The organism is Mycobacterium branderi, assembly GCF_010728725.1.
In the GTDB taxonomy this organism is placed as follows: Bacteria; Actinomycetota; Actinomycetes; order Mycobacteriales; family Mycobacteriaceae; genus Mycobacterium; species Mycobacterium branderi.
Genome location: NZ_AP022606.1, coordinates 1,861,221 through 1,878,760 on the forward strand (window position 1 = coordinate 1,861,221; position 17,540 = coordinate 1,878,760).

Sequence of the window (17,540 nt, forward strand, 5' to 3'; positions counted from 1 at the left end):
GTGACATCTGGTGCAGCAAACATCATTTAGCGTTCAAGTTGCCCCTGGCGACGGCTTGGTGGCGCGTTTCGGTGGCATCGTCGCGTATACGGGCGTCAACGACGAGGCTGCCGCCCAGCTGCTCGCCGCTGTCGAATCCGTCGCGCGGACGCAGCGCCCCGGGGGTCCGCTCCCCGACAGGCTCTCGCCAGTAGCATTCGGCGTTGCTCGAACGGTGCCGTTCGGGGCGATTGCACCGAGCGCCAACGGTTTACTCGTACTGCTGCACGGTCCCGTGAGAGCCGATATCGAAACACCAGAGGGCGAACAGAACCTGCAGGGGAAAAGCGGCCCGGCCTGGGTGAGCCAGGTGGTGCCTGGTGCGATGCCGAGGGTTCGGATCTCGGGCAGCCGTCAGCCCGGTCCGCCGGTGCAGCCGCGCACCGACCTTCGCGACGGCATAGTGCCTGGGGGCGGATTCGTTTTCGGTCCAGCCGGTATGGGTGAACCCGCGAAAGCCGCGGCAACCGAACGGATTCCGTCAGCGCCCGCATCCGCGGAGACGGTGCAGGTTGCCCGTGCCTCGGCCCCGGTGGAGACATCCATGACGCCGACCCCGGTGGGAGTGTTAGCCACCCCAGACGGTGCCAGCTACCCGTTGGACCGCGAGTACGCCATCGGCCGCTCACCGTTGTCCGATGACGCCGTCCAGAAAGCGGCTGCTTCACCGATCGTCGTTCCCTACGACCCGTATGTGTCCCGCGTGCATGCGTACATCACGGTAGACCGTGGTGCGGTGTTCGTGCGCGATGCGTCCACGCCAGCCGGAACGTTCATCGCCGCGCCCGGCGCACCGGAGTGGACCCAGATAAGTACGACCCCAACCAAACTCGAACCCGGCTGGAGCCTACGAGTCGGGGAATGGATCGCGACCTACAGGGCGGGCAACTCATGACCCAGCGATATCGACTTGAGGATTTTGACAAAAGGGAAACCGGCAAGGGAGCTGGAGTTACGATGCTTTCCTCGCCTCCCGAGATGCGGTCGACCATAAATGGAGGCACACAATGAATATGACGGCCCCACCTGTGCTGACTGTTCGGTACGAAGGAACGGAACGCAATTTCGCGCCCGGCAATGACGTCGTCGTCGGGCGTGATGTCCACGCCGACATCCGCGTGGTGGACCCGCTGATCTCCCGCGCCCATCTACTGCTGCGCTTCGAGCGTGGCAAGTGGGTTGCGATTGACAACGGCTCGCGCAACGGCAGTTTCGTCGATGGCCAGCGCGTGCCGGTGATCGATATTCACGACGGCCGGCACATCAACATCGGCAATCCCGATGGGCCGTGCCTGAGCTTCGAGGTCGGCCACCACGACGGACCCGCCGGCCGGCCACCCGCAACCTCCTCGAGGGTCACCGTCCAACGCCCGGCGACCTCGCCGCCTAGGACGGGGCCCCAACCTGCTCCGCGCCTGCACCGCCCACCGCCGCCGCAGCGGCCGACACCTGCGCCCGGCCGGCCGCCCGCAGATTTGTCGAAAGCCACGACCAGGATGCTGAATCGGCCGCGGTTGCAGACGGAGCCCAGGGCGCCGGCCGACTCCGTCACAATCGGCCGCGCCAGCGACAACGACATCGTCATCGAGGACGTGCTGGCTTCGCGCCAACACGCCTTCCTGATCCCGGGCCCTGCGGGCACCGAGATCCGCGACGCCCGCAGCGCCAACGGCACGTTCGTCAATGGGGTCCGGGTGGGTTCGGCGGTCCTGAACGAGGGAGACGTCGTCACAATCGGCAACGTCGACCTGGTGTTCTCCGCCGGCACTTTGGTCCGCCGAACCGAAGCTGCCACGCGTACCGGCGGGCTCGAGGTACAGAATGTCGAGTTCAGCGTCGACCACGATCGCAAACTGCTCCATAACATTTCGCTGACCGCCCGACCCGGCACCCTCACAGCGCTGATCGGCGGGTCCGGCGCGGGCAAGAGCACTCTGGCCCGGCTGATCGCCGGGTACACCCGCCCAAGCTCCGGCTCGGTCATCTTCGAAGGCCACGACGTCCATAGCGAATACGCCATCCTGCGCAACCGGATTGGGATGGTCCCGCAGGACGACGTCGTACACCGCCAGCTGACCGTCAAGCAAGCGTTGGGCTATGCAGCGGAGTTGCGGCTGCCGCCCGACACCAGCCAGGCGGACCGCGACAAGGTCGTCGCCCAGGTGCTCGAGGAACTGGAGCTGACAAAGCACGCCGACACGCGTGTGGACAAACTGTCTGGCGGACAACGCAAACGCGCGTCGGTGGCGTTGGAACTGCTCACCGGCCCGTCGCTGCTTCTTCTAGACGAACCGACGTCGGGACTGGACCCGGCGCTGGACCGCCAGGTCATGATGATGCTGCGCCAGCTGGCCGATGCCGGTCGCGTGGTGTTGGTGGTCACGCACTCGTTGACCTACCTCGATGTCTGCGACCAGGTCCTGCTGCTGGCCCCCGGGGGCAAGACGGCGTTCTGCGGGCCGCCCGATCAGATCGGTCGGGCCATGGGAACCACCAACTGGGCTGACATCTTCACCAAGGTGGGCGACGACCCGGATGCCGCCAATCAACGCTTCCTGGCCCAAAAGCGACCGCCGTTACCCGAGTTGCCCGCGGAGAAGGCAGAGTTGGGCGCCGCCGTGCACACCAGCGTGTGGCGGCAATTCTCGACGATCGCGCGCCGCCAGTTTCGGCTGATCGTTTCCGACCGTGCCTACTTCGTCTTCCTTACGCTCTTGCCGTTCGTTATGGGGTTGCTGCCGATAAGCGTAAGCGGCACAGCGGGACTCGGTGTGGCCGGTGCTGAGGATCCCACTGAACCACTGGAGATATTGATCCTGCTGAGCATGGGTGCGGTCTTCATGGGTACCGCACTGACGATCCGCGACCTGATCGGCGAACGCCCGATCTTCTTGCGGGAGCAGGCTGTCGGCCTGTCGACCAGTGCCTACCTGCTGGCCAAGATATGCGTGTTCTCGGTGTTCGCCACCGTCCAGTCCGCGATCATGACCGCGATCGTGCTGATCGGCAAAGGCATGCCGGTCAAAGGAGCGGTAATCCTCGGTGGCGGAAAAGTGGCCGCGAGCATCGAGCTGTTCGTCGGCATCGCCGGTACCTGTATCGCCTCCGCCCTGGTCGGCCTGCTTCTGTCGGCGCTGGCCCGCTCCAGCGAGCAGGTTCTGCCGCTACTGGTGGTGTCGATCATGTCTCAGGTGGTCCTCTCCGGCGGGATGATTCCGGTGACCGGCCGGGCGGGACTCGACCAGTTGTCCTGGATAATGCCGGGCCGTTGGGGTTTCGCCGCATCGGCATCGACGGTCGGCTTGCCCTGTCCGCACTTCACTCCGCCGCCACCCTGTCCAGCGCCTGGCGCTACCGAAGTCGTTGCGCCTGCGCATGATTGTTTGATATTGCCCGGTTACAGTCCGCAGGACAGCCACTGGCAGCACACGCCGGGGGCGTGGCTGCTCGACATGGGCATGCTGGCGGTGCTGTCGCTGGTCTACGCCGGTTTGATTCGGTGGCGGCTGCGGTTGAGACGATGACGGCGCGTTAATCGCTTGCGAACCACACCGTTGGCACGCCACGGAGGCGGGCGCTATCCGCCCTGTGCGCACGCCGAGACGAGGATACCGCTTCCGGGAAGCTGGGCAAGGGCAGCGTTTTTCGCCTCAGATATCGTCGGGCCTGTTCCACCAACGTAATCGGAATTAAGCTGAGCGACCGCACCGCAGTTAGGGCTTTGGAAGACGACCAACACTCTGCAGGGTGCCCAGTTGTCTGGAACGCCTCGCATACATCCGGCAACAGCTGCAGATTCGGCCGCGCCTTGATTCGGCTCCCGTTGACCGACGCCGTACCTGCTGCCTTGCGCGACGGCGATGGCGCCCCACGTGTCATCGGCATGTGCGTTGGGAGCCACGGCAAGCGTAATCATGGCCGCCGCTGCAGCGCCGGCCTCGCCAATCGCGGCGCACGTTCGCAAAATGGTTCTCCGCATAATTTTCCTTTCCCGGCTAGCCGTTCAGCTGTCATTTTCGCCGCGTATACCTGCCCCGAGCACCGCGATGAACTACCTGCAAATCGGCCCGGCTACTACGGCAACTACCCACTGCTGTGGATTGACTACGCATAGGGACATGCCGCAGCCATTACCCAAAGGTGAGCACGCTCCAATCGCCCGAGCGCAATGCCGGATAGGTATCCGGCCTTACCGGCGCCTGGCTGCGGACGGCTTTTTGAACTGCGGCGACATCTGACGGGTGGTGACCCAGGACCGTTGCGCCGACGGCTCGACCTTTGCAGATCAGCAGTCGCCGGTACGAGGGCACGCCGGGACGATCGACGACGATCACGTCGTCGTTGGGTGACGCCTCGACGCGGCCGATCGAAAACAGCTCCAGTCCAACGCCTTTCAAGATCGTCGCGGGAGTTTCCGCGGCCAGCACCATGTCGCCGCCGAGCGCGTTCACTGCAGCGGCTTCGGCCTGTTCGACGGCGATCGGCCACAGTCCCAGCACTTGGCCGTTGTGTTCCGCGACGTCGCCGGCAGCATAGACCCAACGCACCCGAGTCCGCATCCGGTCGTCGACCAGCACGCCCTTGTTCACCGGAATGCCGGCGTCGCGGGCCAACTCCACGTTGGGCCGGATGCCGATCGCCGCCAGGAAAATTTCGCAGGGCAGCGTGCGACCGTCCTTCAACACGACGCCGTTCGCTGCATCCGAGCCGACGACGCGCTCCGTCTCCGCCTGGCGCAATACCTCGATGCCGGCCTTTGCGAAATGTGCGCCGACCAATTCCGAACAGCGCGGATCGATCTGCTTGCTCAACAGCCGCTTCCCCCGTTCCAGGACCGTCACCTGCAACCCCAGCAGATGCAGTGAGTAGGCAGCCTCGAGGCCGAGCAGCCCACCGCCTGCCACCACCGCCCGTCGGCAACCATGCTGCTGGGCGTAGGCGCGAATACCCATGGCGTCGCCGGCCTGCCGCAGCACGAAGCACCCGGGAAGATTCAAGCCGTCGAGCGTGGGCACCGAAGCGCTGGAACCCATCGCAAGGATCAACCGGTCGTACGGCAACGCCTCACCGGTGCCGAGCAGAACCCGTTGAGCACGCAGGTCGATACGCCGGGCCATGGTGTTCAGCCAGGCATGCACCCCGTGATCGTCGTACCACTGCTCTGGCAAAAGGTAGAGACCCTGCATTGCCGAGCGGCCATAGACCAGCCGGGAAATTCCCATCCGGTTGTAGAGCGCATGCGACTCCTGCCCGACCAGATGGATCTCGCAATCGGGATGCCCGCGCCGAATGAAGTCGGCGGCGGTGACCCCCGCGATGCCGCCGCCGACGACCACCACGCTGACAATCGAGCGGTCATACCGCGTCGGCCTGGCGCCGGCACCGTCACCGGGTTCCGGGGTCAACGAGACGGTCACCGTGCCCGGCGAGATCCGCGCGCAGCACGCCATCCGCGTCGACTTACCAAAGCCGAGGCGCCGCAACGTGTTCAGCTCATCCTGTTCGGGAACCGACAGGCACGACGCGCCGTCGAGGACGGCGACCGGGTCGGCTCCGCACACCCCCATCCGGCAGCCGGCCTCGATCGGCTGGTTGTTCTTCTCCGCGACCTCGAGCAGACTCGTTCCCACCTCAGCGGCGACGGGTGCGCCGTTGGTCTCGAAGCACACCTGTGCGGCGGGTTCGCCACCAGAAGCCGTGGCCCGCTTGGGTGGTCGCAGCAGGACGGGTTCCGAGCGCTTCCCGGCGGCCCACGCGAACTGCAACTCGGTGACCCTGGTACGCGCGATCCACAACAGCGTCAGCGCCAGAATCGCCGCGCTGATCACCCAGCGCAACCAACCGGCGTGGACACCGGTCAGCCGGGCGAACGAGTCTGCGATCCGCGCACCGGCGAACCAGTAGAAGATGTTCAGCGCAGCAGCGGCATAGCCGACTGCGACCATCGCGGAGCTGATCGGCAAAACAGCTTCGGCGGCATAGAAAGATCCGACGCTGACGAGGAGAAACAACGCCAGCAGCGGGTAGTTTTCCAGCGCAGGGAGGTGGTCGTCGAGCAAGCTGAAAAAGCCGAGGATAAATCCCGGCAGCGCCGCGACGAACAACTTGCGCGGCCCACTCCACCCGCGGTCATCGTCGACCAGGTCGGCCTGATACGCCGCGCGCGGCTTGAAGTCGTAGCAGTTCTTGGCACAGCCCACGCAGCTGGGGCAATGACTGTTGGGCACAGTGACGTACGGTGTTTGCCCGTAGGCGCGTTGCAATGGGAAGAGCGGGCAGATGCTGCTGCACCAGCCGCTCTTGCCCTTGAATACATAGCCGCCGGCGAATGCCGTTGAAATCACCAGTGCCAGTACGGCTCCGGTGGTGAGGCCGCTGCGGTCCAGTCCGGCCAGCCGAGAGCCCGCGATCCCGAAGAACAACGCCATCGCGATCAGATAGCCGCGGTTGCGCAGCCAGTCGGGCGGATCCAAGGCCCGGCCGAAGCCGAACACGCGTGGTGTCTGGTTGGTTGCGGCGAGTGGACAGATATTCCGCCACAGGCCCGGTGCCACCAGGAAAAGCGCCGGCAACAGCGGCACGATCACGCCGAACAGCACGAAGAGGCCGGTCCCAGGACGCACGAAAAGCGTTATCACCAAGGCGAAATACGCCACGACGCTGACGATGCGAACCAGTTGCCAGACCCTTAGCGGGACCTTGGTCGGCAAGTCGGTGTAGGCGGGAAACAGTTCTCGCTCGCCGGTGGGGTCGATCCCAAGTACTCGTTCGGCAACCGCGATGGCGCGCGATGGTTTGGCGTCGGCCGGCGGAGGCGGTGGTGGCGGGGGAGAAGCGATCGTGATGCCCAGCCGGGTTGCGTCGTGGTCCGGTTCGGGTGCGGTGGGCTCTGCCGTGCGGACCGTCGGGGTGGACAGCACGATGATTTCGGAGCGACCGAGACGTAGTACGTCACCCGGCGAGAGTGCGGCACGCCCGGTGAGGGGAACACCGTTGAGCGTGGTGCCATTACGGCTGTCGAGGTCGACCACTGACAACGCCGTCGGGCTGGGCACCATCCGCAGATGCTCCCGCGACACCTCCTGGTCGAGGAGGACTTCTCCGGCGCAGTCGCGGCCGACCACGATCGGTCCCCTCAATGCCAGTCGGCGGGGACGGCGACCCCAGTCACGGATTTCGATTAGCGGCAGATCCATTGCAGCGCTCGCTCTCATCCGCTGGCTCAGAGGCCGGTGTGCCTCGCTGTGGTGGTCGGCCTGTTATCAGTTCTGCGGTATACACGCTGACGTGACGATCCTGCCGTCGGGCACTTGCAGATTGTCCAGAGCCGCTTGCTCCGCTGCTTGTTTAGTGGGGCCAGAGCCCGCACCCCATTGATTTCCAACAAGGGCGACCGCACCGCAGTCCGTATAGGTGACCACCGTGTGGCATTGGCGGTCCCTCGTGTTGTACTTGCACGTATCCGCCGCATATTTGGCGGCCCCGCGCTCGTTCTCGATGCTCCCCTTTAGACAGATCGCCGCCGTAACCTTGTTCGGGTCATTCGGCACGGCACACGCACCCCACCTGGCTGCGTGCGCGGCGGGCGCCACGGCGACGGTCAGTGCGGCCACTACTGCGGCAGCGCATGCGCCGATCGCAGCTTGCAATCGAAAACTAAGCATCGCCACGATGGTTCCTTTTTATCCAGGTCGTTCGGATGCCATCCTCGCCTAAATGAGTGCTCCGAGACCCGCGCTGCACTACCTGCAATTCGCCCCGGTAGCAACGGCGACTACTCAACGTCGCGCACCGACTACGCATACGACGCCGACACCATGACCAGCCATTCACTTGTGTCGGCGATGAGGCGACAAACATGTCGGTTCCTGCCCGATTGCGCCCGATAGCTCGATAACATCGCCGGTGTACTCGATTTTAGGGGGATGCAATGCCGGGCAGAGCTTTTCGTCGTCCCCTTCATCTACCGGATCACCGGCGATAGGCAGGACGGTTCGATGTCCGACAATCCTCCAAGTCGTGTCGCACCGGTACACGACCGGCAGGCTTCACCGCGAACCGCTGACCGAAAGCAGGATGATACTCGCGTAGATCGCAGGCGGATCGTCGTCGCGACCATGGTCGGCACTACCATCGAGTTCTTCGATTTCTACATTTGCGCAACCGCCGCGGTACTCGTGTTCCCTGCGCTCTTCTTCCACCAGGGCGACCCGACGGCCGCGTTGCTCAAGTCCTTCGCCACCTTCGGCCTCGCGTTCGCGGCGCGACCGCTGGGCTCAATCGTGTTCGGCCACTTCGGCGATCGGATCGGTCGCAAGGCGACGCTGGTGGGCTCGTTGTTCACCATGGGGATCGCGACCTTCCTGATCGGGCTTCTGCCCACCTATGACCAGGTCGGCGATTTCGCGCCGGCGCTGCTCGCCGTACTGCGGTTCGCCCAAGGACTGGGTTTGGGCGGCGAGTGGTCGGGTGCGGCGTTGTTGGCCACGGAGACTGCAGCGAAGGGCAAACGGGCATGGGCAGCCATGTGGCCGCAGCTGGGTGCTCCGGTCGGCTTCTTGGTGGCCAACGGGATGTTCTGGCTGATCATGTTGTCGCAGCACTTCGACGCGAACTCGAAGACCGGCAGCCACGCCTTCCTCGTATGGGGGTGGCGGGTGCCGTTCCTGTTGTCGGCGGTCATGGTGATCGTTGGTCTCTACGTCCGGTTGCGGCTATCGGAGACACCGGTGTTCGCGAGAGCTGTCGCGGAGGGCAAACGCCTGAAAGCCCCAGTGCGTCAGGTATTTCGCATTGCATGGCGGCCACTGATTATCGGTACCTGCGTGATGCTCGCGACCTACGCGCTGTTTTACTTGCTGACCACGTGGGTGGTGTCATACGGCACAGGCAAGGTAGTGGATGTCAGCGGCGTGAAGCTGCACATCCCCTACACCGACTTCCTTGCGATGCAACTGGTAGCGGTGTGCCTCTTCGCCATTTTCGTTCCGGTGTCGGGGTGGCTCGCCGACCGCTACGGCCGGCGCGTCGTGCTGTTGGCCGTCACGGCGGCGATCATCGCGTTCGGCGCGGGCTTCGGCTATCTGCTGGACCCGGCTTCAACCACCGTCGGCTCAATGCTGCTGTTCCTAATCGTGGGGATGACGTTGATGGGACTCACATTTGGCCCGATGAGCGCGGTGCTGCCGGAGCTTTTTCCGACCAATGTCAGGTACACGGGCAGCGGCATCGCCTACAACGTCGCGTCGATTCTGGGTGCCGCAATTTTGCCGTTCATCGCGACCTGGATCGTGCACACGCACGGCGTCGCATGGGTGGGGGTGTACCTGGCTGTGGTGGCGACGTTCACCCTGATCGCGCTAGTGGTGATGCGGGAGACACGCGAGGTGGATCTCGCGGCGGTTTAGGAAGGGGCCTTAGGAGGGGGAACGTTGCACTGCGAGCGGAGCACCGTGCTGCCGGGACTTTGGTTCATGGCGTTTCGTTCTGCTTCCTCTTTCGTAGCGCCGACGTCTCCGAAATACTGATCCCCGTTCTTGACGACTGCGCCACACTCGGGGGCCTTGAAGGTGATCAGCACGTTGCACGTGGGATTGTTTTGATGGCAGTTAAAGTTCGCAGTCCTGTTGGCCTGGTACTCATTCGGCTGATTCCAGGAGCTACCGACGTACTTTCCGTCTGGCGAGACGGCGATCGCGCCCCAGTCCTCGTAGGCGTATGCGGCGGGCGCGATGGCCACGGTTAACGCGGCCATGGCTGCACCGACCGTCGAGATCGCCGCGCACTGTCGAAAAGCGGTCACTGTCATGGCAGTTCTTTCCCCATTCCGTTTCCGGCGGCCAGCGTTCCGGCCGGCTCAGAATCGTCAGCTTCTGAAGTTCTCCTCCCGTGGGCTGGATCCATTGCACCCGGAGGTAGCGATCGAGCTGTCGGGAAGACCGGCTAGGGCCGCCGATTCTGCGGCTGGCTGTGTGGGGCCGCTTGCCGCGTAATAGTCAAAGCCTCTTTGGGCGAGGGCACCGCAGTCAGTGAAAGCAAGCTTCTTGTCGCAAGCTATGTGGTTGCAGCTGACCATCGCCCGATCTTCTGCCTTGGCAGGGGTCGGCTGTCCGAGCGATATAGCCCAATTGGGGCCGCCGGGCCTGGCGTAGATCGCGCCATAGGTGCCGTCGGCGTGTGCGACTGGACCCACGGCGACGGCCTTTGCAACCACCACCGCTGCGCTGGTCGCCCAGATCGCTTCCCGTCCAGCAAAACTGGCTAGTTTCATGACTGGCTTTGTGATACGGGGTGCAGCCTAGATCGAGCAGCCGGTCACATTGCCATCAGAAGGCAGCATCAGAATCCCATGCCCTGAGCATCCCCGCCGTCGTTGCACCCCGACCAGCGGATGGTGCTGCCCGGCAGTTGGCTCATGGCCGCTTGCTCTGCTGCCTGCTGCGTGGCGCCGGTACCCCCGACGTTCTGGCCGCCACTTTGAGCGACCGCACCACAGTCCGAAAAGGTCACCACCACGGTGCAGTTGACCTGGCGTGGATAAGCACACATGTCCGACACCCTGTCTTGTGCATCGGCCTGGCTGCGGTAATTCGTGACCCAGTAACCGCGCTTTCCGTCCGGCGTCAGAGACGCCGCGCCCCATTGGCCGTCGGCGTTCGCGCTGGGCGCGATCGCGGCGGTCAGTGGAGCCACGATTGCTGCGCTGGCTGCGCAGACTGCGAAATACGCTCGAAAACTGATCCGTTTCATGACCGTTCCTTTCTCAGATGACGTTGCGACTGTTGTGGGAAGTGATTCACGTGCGCGGCGTTACACCCGACGATCGTTGTTTTGGTACCTCCTTGGAGGCCTCAGAGGCAGCCGGCGCCCGCACTGCCGCATGAATCCGGCGCAGCCTTTAGTCCCCTAGCGTGAATTCGGACATTCATATTGATGTTGTCGCCGGTGCCCACACCGTAGAAGTCGAGGCCGAACAGAGGGAAACGGCCCGGCAGCTCCGCGGTGGCTGTGTTGGTGCCTGACTGTGCGTCGCTACACAATCCGCTCGCACACGCCTGTACGTTCAGCGCGCCTGGGCCTTGCCCTTCGACCCGGACGGTGTAATTACATCCGCCGGAAGCCCCGCAAGTGATCAAGTTTGGAAAGTGGCATTCCACCCTGCCGCTACCAGAGCATTGCTGCTGGAAAGTCAAGTTGTCATTGTCGGTAATCATCTCGGCGTTCGCTGTGCTCGCGGGGCCGCCGACAACGGCGATCAGCGCTGCCGCGGCGGCTGCGAAAGCTGTGACATGTCGTTTTAAACCGTTCACTGCCATAGCAGTCCTTTCCGAGCCGCAATCCACCGCGGAGGTTCAAAGGGCAATCGTCACCCTTGGGCGATACACGCCGACTTGGCGACCGTGCCTAACGGCAGTTGGCTGGTGGCCGCTTGTTCTGCTGCCTGTTGAGTGGCGCCGCTCCCGCCGGCCCACTGACTCCCATCGCCGGCGACCGCACCGCAATCCGTGTAGCTCACCACCACATAGCATTGGCGGTCCTTCAAGTAGTTACACATCGACGTCGCACGGGCTTGCGCGTCGGACTGGCTGGGATAGCCATTGGCCAGGCAGAAGACATTTCCCGTCAGCGAAGTGTTGGCCGGGGCGGCGCACGCGCCCCACTGGTCGTCCGCACGCGCGGAGGGAACCGCGACGACGCTCAGCGCGGCCACCACAGCGGCGCCGCCTGCAACGATTGCGGCTGATGTTCGAAGATTAATCCGTGCCACGGCGAGTCCTTTCCCGGGCGATGCCCTGTTAACTCGAAACGGTGTCCTGGGTTGCCATCCTCGCTCCGCATCCCTGCACCCAGCCCCGTGCCGCACTACCTGCAATTCGTCCCGGCCGCGGCAGTAACTACTCAATGCGGTCCAGCGACTACGCATACGACACGTCACCGAACTCCGGCTATCTGTTGCTCATCGTTCAAGAACGGTGTGCTGTTGCTAAGGCGCCCTAAGCTCGCGCACTGGCGTACGCCGCGGTCGTTTCCCTGTCATCAGTGAAGATGTGTCACTGCCATGAAGTGGGTTCAGACGCCGGCGGGTTGACGATCATCGCGGTTGCCACCGCAGCACCGGCCGCGCCGATCGTGGCGCGTGTTTGAAAACCTCGCGTTCGGTCGTTAAGGGCAATCTTCAGCCCTGGGCGACACAGCCCGACTTGACGATCGTGCCGCCGGAAAGCTGGCCCATGGCCGCTTGTTGTGCTGCCTCTACCGACGGGCCAGTACCCCCGGCCCACTGGTTCCCATTTCCGGCGACCGCACCGCAGTCTGTGAAGCTAACCACCACGGAGCATTGGCGGTTTTTAAGATAGTTACATAGACCTAGCGCGTGGTTTTCGGCGTCGGCTTGGGTCGAATTCCCGGTTGTACACATGACATAACTGGATGTGTTCGGGTTAGCCGGCGCGGCACACGCGCCCCACAAGTCGTCGGCGTATGCGCCGGGAGCCACGGCGACGGTCATGGCGGCCGCCATTGCAACACCGGCCGCGGCGATCGCAGCGCGTGTTCGAAAACGGGTGTCTGTCATGGTGTTCCCTTTCTGGGTCAGGCGGTCCGGCTACGTCGAAATCGGTTGGCGCGCATGGCGCTTACACCGGCGTGGTATCAGTAGCCTGCATGTCGAGCCTCCGTTCTGGCGTGATTCCACGGTGCAGCCCCGGTCCTTCGGATGCCATCCTCGCCCCACATACCTGCTGGGGGCCCGTGTTGCACTACCTGCAATTCGCTCAGCACGCCAGGTCAACTACTCAATGCCGGGCGGCGACTACGCATACGACACCTAACCCATCCGCCACATTGGTTGGGGCCGAATCTCGGGCGTGTCCACGGCGAATCGGGCTGACCGAAACTCGGGAATGCAGTAAGCGCAACTGCGGAATTGCGTAGTCGAGACTCAAGGGTCACGGATGGTAGGTAGTGGGTTGCGGTTGTTCGCCGGGATTTGGGTAGTCGTGCACGGATGCCGAGCGTCGGCGCGTGAGCCAGAGTGAGCCTTGACCACAGCGGATCGGACGTGGCGACTGACCGAATGACGGACGTGGTTCAAAAAGGAGGCCAATGCTGACCTATCGCGAAGCGGCCTCGCCGAAAATGCGGACGCATTGGGTCGGTTGTCGTCATGCGCGTTACAACGCGCTGCATAACCATCGCCCCAAGCGAGGGCAAACGTGAGCACTTTCGATGATCCCTTCAGATACGAGACGGCGTTGCGCAGACTTCCCGATGCGCATTCCCTGGCGCTGCGGCTCCGCGGCGCGGGTGTTGCCGACGAGGTGATCTGTCAGTACCTGCAGATCGAGCCGGAAGGCTTGGAAAGTGTGCTCGAGCTGGCTCAAAAAAAGCTGGAGAAGGAATTGCAGAAATTGCCGAATTCGTAATCCTGGGAATCTCCTGTAGCTAACATCGCCGCATGGGCGACCGCTGGCCCTTGACGGGCCGGGGGGAAGAGCTTCGGCTCATCGGTGAAGCCCTCGCCGACAGCGACCGCCAAGGGGTAGTAATCGCTGGCCGCGCCGGCGTGGGTAAAACAAGGCTGGCCCGTGAGGCCGCCGAGACAATGGCCGAATCGGGTTGGGCGGTCAGTCGGTTGGCCGGGACGGCAACCGGACGGCCCGTGCTGCTGGGTGCGTTCGCTCAGTGGGTCGACGACTTCGACGCCACCCCGCTTGCCATGGCACACCAAGTGGTCACTGCAATGCGGGCCGGCGCGGGTGATGCGCCCCTACTGGCGGTCGTCGACGACGCTCACCTACTCGACGATCTGTCGGCACTGGTGGTGAACCAACTGGTGACACAGAACATCGCCACAGTCATCGCCACCATTCGCACCGGCGAAGCCGCACCCGATGCGGTCACGACGCTGTGGAAGGACGGTGCGCTTCGGCGACTCGAACTGCAGCCCCTGTCGCGGTTGGAATCAGACGAGCTCCTGCGGTCGGTGCTGGGTGACCTGCACGCCGAGTGCGCGGAGCGGATGTGGAAACTGACCCGCGGAAACGTGCTGTATCTGCGCCATCTCGTCGAGCAGGAACGCGCGGCGGGCCGGCTGGTGTGTCAGGACGGCCAGTGGAGCTGGACGGCTGGATCATCGGTGTCGCCGACGCTTGTCGAGTTGGTCGAATCACAGATCGGTGCAGTACCCGAAGATGTACGCAATGTTGTCGACCTAGTGGCCGTTGCCGAACCTATCGACCGGTCCTGCTTGGCATCGCTGGTCAATCCGCAGTCGGTCGAGGCCGCCGAGGAGCGCGGGCTGATCAAGGTGTCGTCGAGCACCGATGCGGTTTATGTGGGTCACCCGTTGTATGGGGAAGTACGACTCAACCAATGCGGCCCGCTACGCCTGCGCCGACTACGCGGGGAGATTGCAACCGCCATGGCGCGCAGCGAAAAACCCGCCGGCACAGACCCGCTTCGCCTCGGCCTGTTGTGGCTGGAATCCGACCTGCCGCCCGACCCCCACGTGCTGGCGCGGGCTGCCAATATCGCGCGGTCGCGACTGGACCTCGAGCTCGCCGAGCGCCTCGCCCGCGCCGCCGTCGACGCCGACTCGGATCCGGCAACCAAACTCCTGCTTGCCTACGTCCTCTTCATGCGCGAGAAAGGAGCCGAGTCCGAGCAAGTCTTCAGCACCATCGACCCGCACGATCTACCCGCGACGAGTTTCGTCAGTCCCGCGATCCTGCGCTCCGCCAACCTGTTGTGGGTGCTGCGACGGCCCGAGCAGTCCTGGGAGGTCATCGACGACGCTCTGCGCCGCGCCAAGTCCGGGCGCACCGACCATCTGCGGACGTTTCGTGCAGTACAGCTAGTCTTGGCCGGCAAACCAGCTGAAACTCTCGAAGTGATGGCCGGAGTCGACGAGCATCGCCTCGACCATTTCGGTCGAATCCTGGGGCTTTGCGCTCAAGTGATTGCGCTGGGTGACCTTGGACGGCCGAAGGAGGCCTGCGAGAAAGCCGCCGCTGGTTATGCGGTGATCAATGAATCACCCCAGGACAGCTATCAGGGCACCGGAGTTGCCGAATTTCACGCCTACGCGCTGCTGGCCGCGGGACACATCGAGGACGCGGTGACGGTCGCCGAGGACCGCTATCGGTTGTGCGCCGAGCTGCCCGGGATGATCGGGTCGATGGCCACCGCGGTCGTTGGCATGACCGCGCTCGGCAAGGGCGATCTCGCCACAGCGGTGCGGTACCTCGGCTCTGCGGATACCGGCATGGGCAGCTACGGCGAGATCAGCGGGATCTTCTACCGATTCAAGATCTTGCGGACCGAGGCACTGGCGCGCTCCGGGCAGGTTGAGGCTGCCGTCGCGGCACTGGATGTCCTGCGTGACAGCCGCCATCCTGCCTACGCCTTTGTCGAGTCCGGGTACCTGGTTGCGAGCGCGTGGGTGGCTGCGGTACGCGGCCGAGTAGGCGAATCCCGTGAGATTGCTTCCCGTGCAGTAGAATTCGCTCGCAGCCATGGCCAGCTGGCACGCGAAGTGATGTGCCTACAAACGGCGGCTCAGCTCGGCGACGCCTCGGTGGCGGATCGGTTGGCCGAACTGGCGTCCCTCGTCGAGGGTCCGCGCGCGGCGATTGCGGCCCGGTACGCGCGCGCGTTGGCCGACGGCGACACCGCGGGCCTGGAGGCGGCGTCAAGGGATTTCGAAGCCATGGGTGACATGTTGGCCGCGGCGGACGCAGCTGCCCACGCCGCTTCGACCTATCGTCAGGCTGGTCTGCGTGGCAGCGCACTATCCGCGAGCGCGCGTGCCCGCCAACTTGCCCAAGAGTGTGGCGGCGCCGTCAGCCCCGCGCTGGCGGCGGCAAAGGTCGCCCTGCCGCTGACCGAGCGCGAGCGTGAAATCGCTCTGCTGGTGTCGCAAGGTCTGTCCAACCGCGAGATCGCCGAAGCGATGTCGCTGCCGGTGCGCACTGTCGAAGGCCACATTTACCGCGCCACGGTCAAAGCCGGCGTCGTCACGAGGGCCGAATTAGCAGCCGTGATCAGGCAATTCGATCAAGCTGAGGCCTACGCCCGATCGCGCTGACGGCGACACCATGGATCGCAGTATCAGCTCCGCGAGGTTGAGTAGTCGCGGCTCAAGAACCACGAGTCGCAGGTAGTCGGTCGCCGTCGGCCCCAGAAATTCGGGTAGTGCCGCACGGGCACCCAGCGCCGCCAGGTCAATTTGAATGCGGATTCGTGAGGAGCAATGAGGTCATGCATATCGGACGGGGCCTTGCGGCAGTCGCCACTTTCGCCGCCGCGGTCGTTGGGGCAGCGGGCCCTGCCCGAGCCGACGATCCCGACCAATCCGCGCAGGCGCCTCCCGCAGAACCCCCGGCCGCCTCGGCCACCCCAAACGGAATCAGCGGCACGTTCCTGGCTGTCGAAGAAGGGGATCCCCCTGCGCAGTGGGTGTTCACTTCGTGTGGTGACAACTGCACCGAGGTCACACTTCCCGACGGACGAGCCCGGCTGGTGTACATGGAGCTCGGCCAGTGGCGAATGGACGACCTCGACAACGTCAACGCCGTCAAATGCACCGCAGACGGCAGCGAGCATCTCGGCACCGCCCACTATTCCTGGGACCCAACGACATTGACCGGCGAAGCATGGGCCACCGACGACACCGGAGCATGCGGGGAGACAGCCGGTACCGACACCGACAGTGTGCCCTTCAGCCTGACTCCCGCCCCCTGATGTTTGTGCGTCACGTAGAGAGGCTCCCATGACCGATAAATCGCAGTACACCGCCCGCGACCGAGCGATGTCGCTAGTGCTGGCGGCGTCCGCCGCCGCGACCCTGTGGGCCGGCACCAGCCCACCAGGCCGCGCCGACGACGACGACGCACCACCACCACCGCCGGTGGCGCCGCTCGTCACCGGCGACATGGTTATCCCGGGAACGGCGACGGTTGTCCAGTCGCCGGATGCGTCGGAGAACAAAAGCTGTAACGTCCCCTCGGCGGCCTGCGTTTCCAAACCGATCGAGCTTCCGAGCAACGTGCCGAAGGTGCAAGCAGTCGGTTCCTACACCTTGCAGGATTGCCCGGGGACGTTCACGCACAAGATCGCGTTTTCTAAGACGAACGACGCCAAGGAGACACGGGTTCTGGCCGCTGACTCGGAGGGAAACGCGCTGGACCCCTCGCGGGTACGCCTCGCATTCCTCACGACGGGGAACGAAAACTGGGTCTTCTTTCCCGGAACCGGCAAGCTCGAGAGGGTGGAGGGCTGGCCAAAGGTATACCCCGCCGCCCAACGCCGGGTCGCGGTCCACCCGCTGACCGACCTCTTCGGTGACCCGGCCAAGGGCCCGAAATGGTTGGAGACGGCACGACAGATCGCCGTCGCCATTGCGGCTGTGGTGATCACCGCCGGCGCGATAGTGATTTTGGGTCCCGCCTTCCTCGCCGGCGCTGCAGCTGTCCCGCTGGCCTGGTGAACGCGATGCGGGC

General features: G+C 64.3%; 16 protein-coding genes. 7 read left to right on the forward strand and 9 right to left on the reverse strand.

The annotated features are described in order from the left end of the window. The first annotated feature begins 58 nt into the window (after positions 1-58). The gene (locus tag G6N47_RS09610) at positions 59-934 is read left to right on the forward strand and encodes an FHA domain-containing protein (RefSeq protein WP_083131171.1); all 876 of its coding nucleotides are present in this window, start codon (positions 59-61) and stop codon (positions 932-934) included. 112 nt (positions 935-1,046) lie between these two features. After that, positions 1,047-3,563, forward strand: coding sequence for an ATP-binding cassette domain-containing protein (locus G6N47_RS09615; RefSeq protein ID WP_083131170.1), 2,517 nt, complete (start codon positions 1,047-1,049; stop codon positions 3,561-3,563). A 53-nt stretch (positions 3,564-3,616) separates the two neighbouring features. Here the strand turns inward: G6N47_RS09615 and G6N47_RS30305 are convergent, their stop codons facing one another. The 3 genes from G6N47_RS30305 to G6N47_RS09630 form a co-directional block, all read right to left on the reverse strand. Beyond that, on the reverse strand, positions 3,617-4,018 hold the full coding sequence (locus G6N47_RS30305; protein WP_083131169.1) for a DUF4189 domain-containing protein: 402 nt from the start codon (positions 4,016-4,018) through the stop codon (positions 3,617-3,619). A 151-nt stretch (positions 4,019-4,169) separates the two neighbouring features. Continuing rightward, on the reverse strand, positions 4,170-7,235 hold the full coding sequence (locus tag G6N47_RS09625; RefSeq protein ID WP_083131168.1) for an FAD-dependent oxidoreductase: 3,066 nt from the start codon (positions 7,233-7,235) through the stop codon (positions 4,170-4,172). A 66-nt stretch (positions 7,236-7,301) separates the two neighbouring features. After that, positions 7,302-7,703 carry a DUF4189 domain-containing protein gene (locus G6N47_RS09630; protein ID WP_083131167.1) on the reverse strand — a complete coding sequence of 134 codons (402 nt, stop codon included), beginning with the start codon at positions 7,701-7,703 and terminating at the stop codon, positions 7,302-7,304. A gap of 333 nt (positions 7,704-8,036) precedes the next feature. Here G6N47_RS09630 and G6N47_RS09635 point away from each other — a divergent pair, with 333 nt between their 5' ends. Continuing rightward, the gene (locus tag G6N47_RS09635; RefSeq protein WP_169717252.1) at positions 8,037-9,446 is read left to right on the forward strand and encodes an MFS transporter; all 1,410 of its coding nucleotides are present in this window, start codon (positions 8,037-8,039) and stop codon (positions 9,444-9,446) included. Here G6N47_RS09635 and G6N47_RS09640 read toward each other — a convergent pair. The 6 genes from G6N47_RS09640 to G6N47_RS09665 form a co-directional block, all read right to left on the reverse strand. Continuing rightward, positions 9,443-9,847, reverse strand: a complete 405-nt coding sequence (locus G6N47_RS09640) for a DUF4189 domain-containing protein (protein ID WP_083131166.1) — start codon at positions 9,845-9,847, stop codon at positions 9,443-9,445. The genes G6N47_RS09635 and G6N47_RS09640 overlap by 4 nt on opposite strands. 57 nt (positions 9,848-9,904) lie before the next feature. After that, a complete protein-coding gene (locus tag G6N47_RS30310; protein WP_083131165.1) occupies positions 9,905-10,309 on the reverse strand; it encodes a DUF4189 domain-containing protein in 405 nt (134 codons plus the stop codon). Between the two features lie 68 nt (positions 10,310-10,377). Then, the gene (locus tag G6N47_RS09650; RefSeq protein ID WP_163659602.1) at positions 10,378-10,731 is read right to left on the reverse strand and encodes a DUF4189 domain-containing protein; all 354 of its coding nucleotides are present in this window, start codon (positions 10,729-10,731) and stop codon (positions 10,378-10,380) included. A 158-nt stretch (positions 10,732-10,889) separates the two neighbouring features. After that, on the reverse strand, positions 10,890-11,354 hold the full coding sequence (locus G6N47_RS09655) for a hypothetical protein (RefSeq protein WP_139799421.1): 465 nt from the start codon (positions 11,352-11,354) through the stop codon (positions 10,890-10,892). Between the two features lie 50 nt (positions 11,355-11,404). Next, positions 11,405-11,806 (reverse strand): DUF4189 domain-containing protein, encoded by a 402-nt coding sequence (locus G6N47_RS09660; protein WP_163659604.1) that lies wholly within the window; start codon positions 11,804-11,806, stop codon positions 11,405-11,407. A gap of 408 nt (positions 11,807-12,214) precedes the next feature. Then, on the reverse strand, positions 12,215-12,613 hold the full coding sequence (locus tag G6N47_RS09665) for a DUF4189 domain-containing protein (RefSeq protein WP_083131162.1): 399 nt from the start codon (positions 12,611-12,613) through the stop codon (positions 12,215-12,217). A gap of 640 nt (positions 12,614-13,253) precedes the next feature. On the opposite strand from G6N47_RS09665, the gene G6N47_RS09670 reads away from it, so the two are divergent. The 4 genes from G6N47_RS09670 to G6N47_RS09685 all read left to right on the forward strand — a co-directional run bounded on the left by G6N47_RS09670 (position 13,254) and on the right by G6N47_RS09685 (position 17,527). After that, positions 13,254-13,463, forward strand: a complete 210-nt coding sequence (locus G6N47_RS09670; protein ID WP_083131161.1) for a hypothetical protein — start codon at positions 13,254-13,256, stop codon at positions 13,461-13,463. 32 nt (positions 13,464-13,495) lie between these two features. After that, positions 13,496-16,126, forward strand: a complete 2,631-nt coding sequence (locus tag G6N47_RS30060) for a LuxR C-terminal-related transcriptional regulator (protein WP_083131160.1) — start codon at positions 13,496-13,498, stop codon at positions 16,124-16,126. Between the two features lie 173 nt (positions 16,127-16,299). Then, positions 16,300-16,782, forward strand: coding sequence for a hypothetical protein (locus tag G6N47_RS09680; protein ID WP_083131159.1), 483 nt, complete (start codon positions 16,300-16,302; stop codon positions 16,780-16,782). Positions 16,783-16,810: 28 nt separating this feature from the next. Then, positions 16,811-17,527: a hypothetical protein gene (locus G6N47_RS09685; RefSeq protein ID WP_083131158.1), complete on the forward strand. Its 717-nt coding sequence runs from the start codon at positions 16,811-16,813 to the stop codon at positions 17,525-17,527. Positions 17,528-17,540: the final 13 nt, after the last annotated feature.

Coding starts and splice junctions, on each gene's coding strand:
- G6N47_RS09615 (WP_083131170.1), top strand. CDS start 1,047: ATGAATATGACGGCCCCACCTGTGCTGACTGTTCGGTACGAAGGAACG.
- G6N47_RS30305 (WP_083131169.1), bottom strand. CDS start 4,018: ATGCGGAGAACCATTTTGCGAACGTGCGCCGCGATTGGCGAGGCCGGC.
- G6N47_RS09625 (WP_083131168.1), bottom strand. CDS start 7,235: ATGGATCTGCCGCTAATCGAAATCCGTGACTGGGGTCGCCGTCCCCGC.
- G6N47_RS09630 (WP_083131167.1), bottom strand. CDS start 7,703: ATGCTTAGTTTTCGATTGCAAGCTGCGATCGGCGCATGCGCTGCCGCA.
- G6N47_RS09635 (WP_169717252.1), top strand. CDS start 8,037: ATGTCCGACAATCCTCCAAGTCGTGTCGCACCGGTACACGACCGGCAG.
- G6N47_RS09640 (WP_083131166.1), bottom strand. CDS start 9,847: ATGACAGTGACCGCTTTTCGACAGTGCGCGGCGATCTCGACGGTCGGT.
- G6N47_RS30310 (WP_083131165.1), bottom strand. CDS start 10,309: ATGAAACTAGCCAGTTTTGCTGGACGGGAAGCGATCTGGGCGACCAGC.
- G6N47_RS09655 (WP_139799421.1), bottom strand. CDS start 11,354: ATGGCAGTGAACGGTTTAAAACGACATGTCACAGCTTTCGCAGCCGCC.
- G6N47_RS09665 (WP_083131162.1), bottom strand. CDS start 12,613: ATGACAGACACCCGTTTTCGAACACGCGCTGCGATCGCCGCGGCCGGT.
- G6N47_RS30060 (WP_083131160.1), top strand. CDS start 13,496: ATGGGCGACCGCTGGCCCTTGACGGGCCGGGGGGAAGAGCTTCGGCTC.
- G6N47_RS09680 (WP_083131159.1), top strand. CDS start 16,300: ATGCATATCGGACGGGGCCTTGCGGCAGTCGCCACTTTCGCCGCCGCG.
- G6N47_RS09685 (WP_083131158.1), top strand. CDS start 16,811: ATGACCGATAAATCGCAGTACACCGCCCGCGACCGAGCGATGTCGCTA.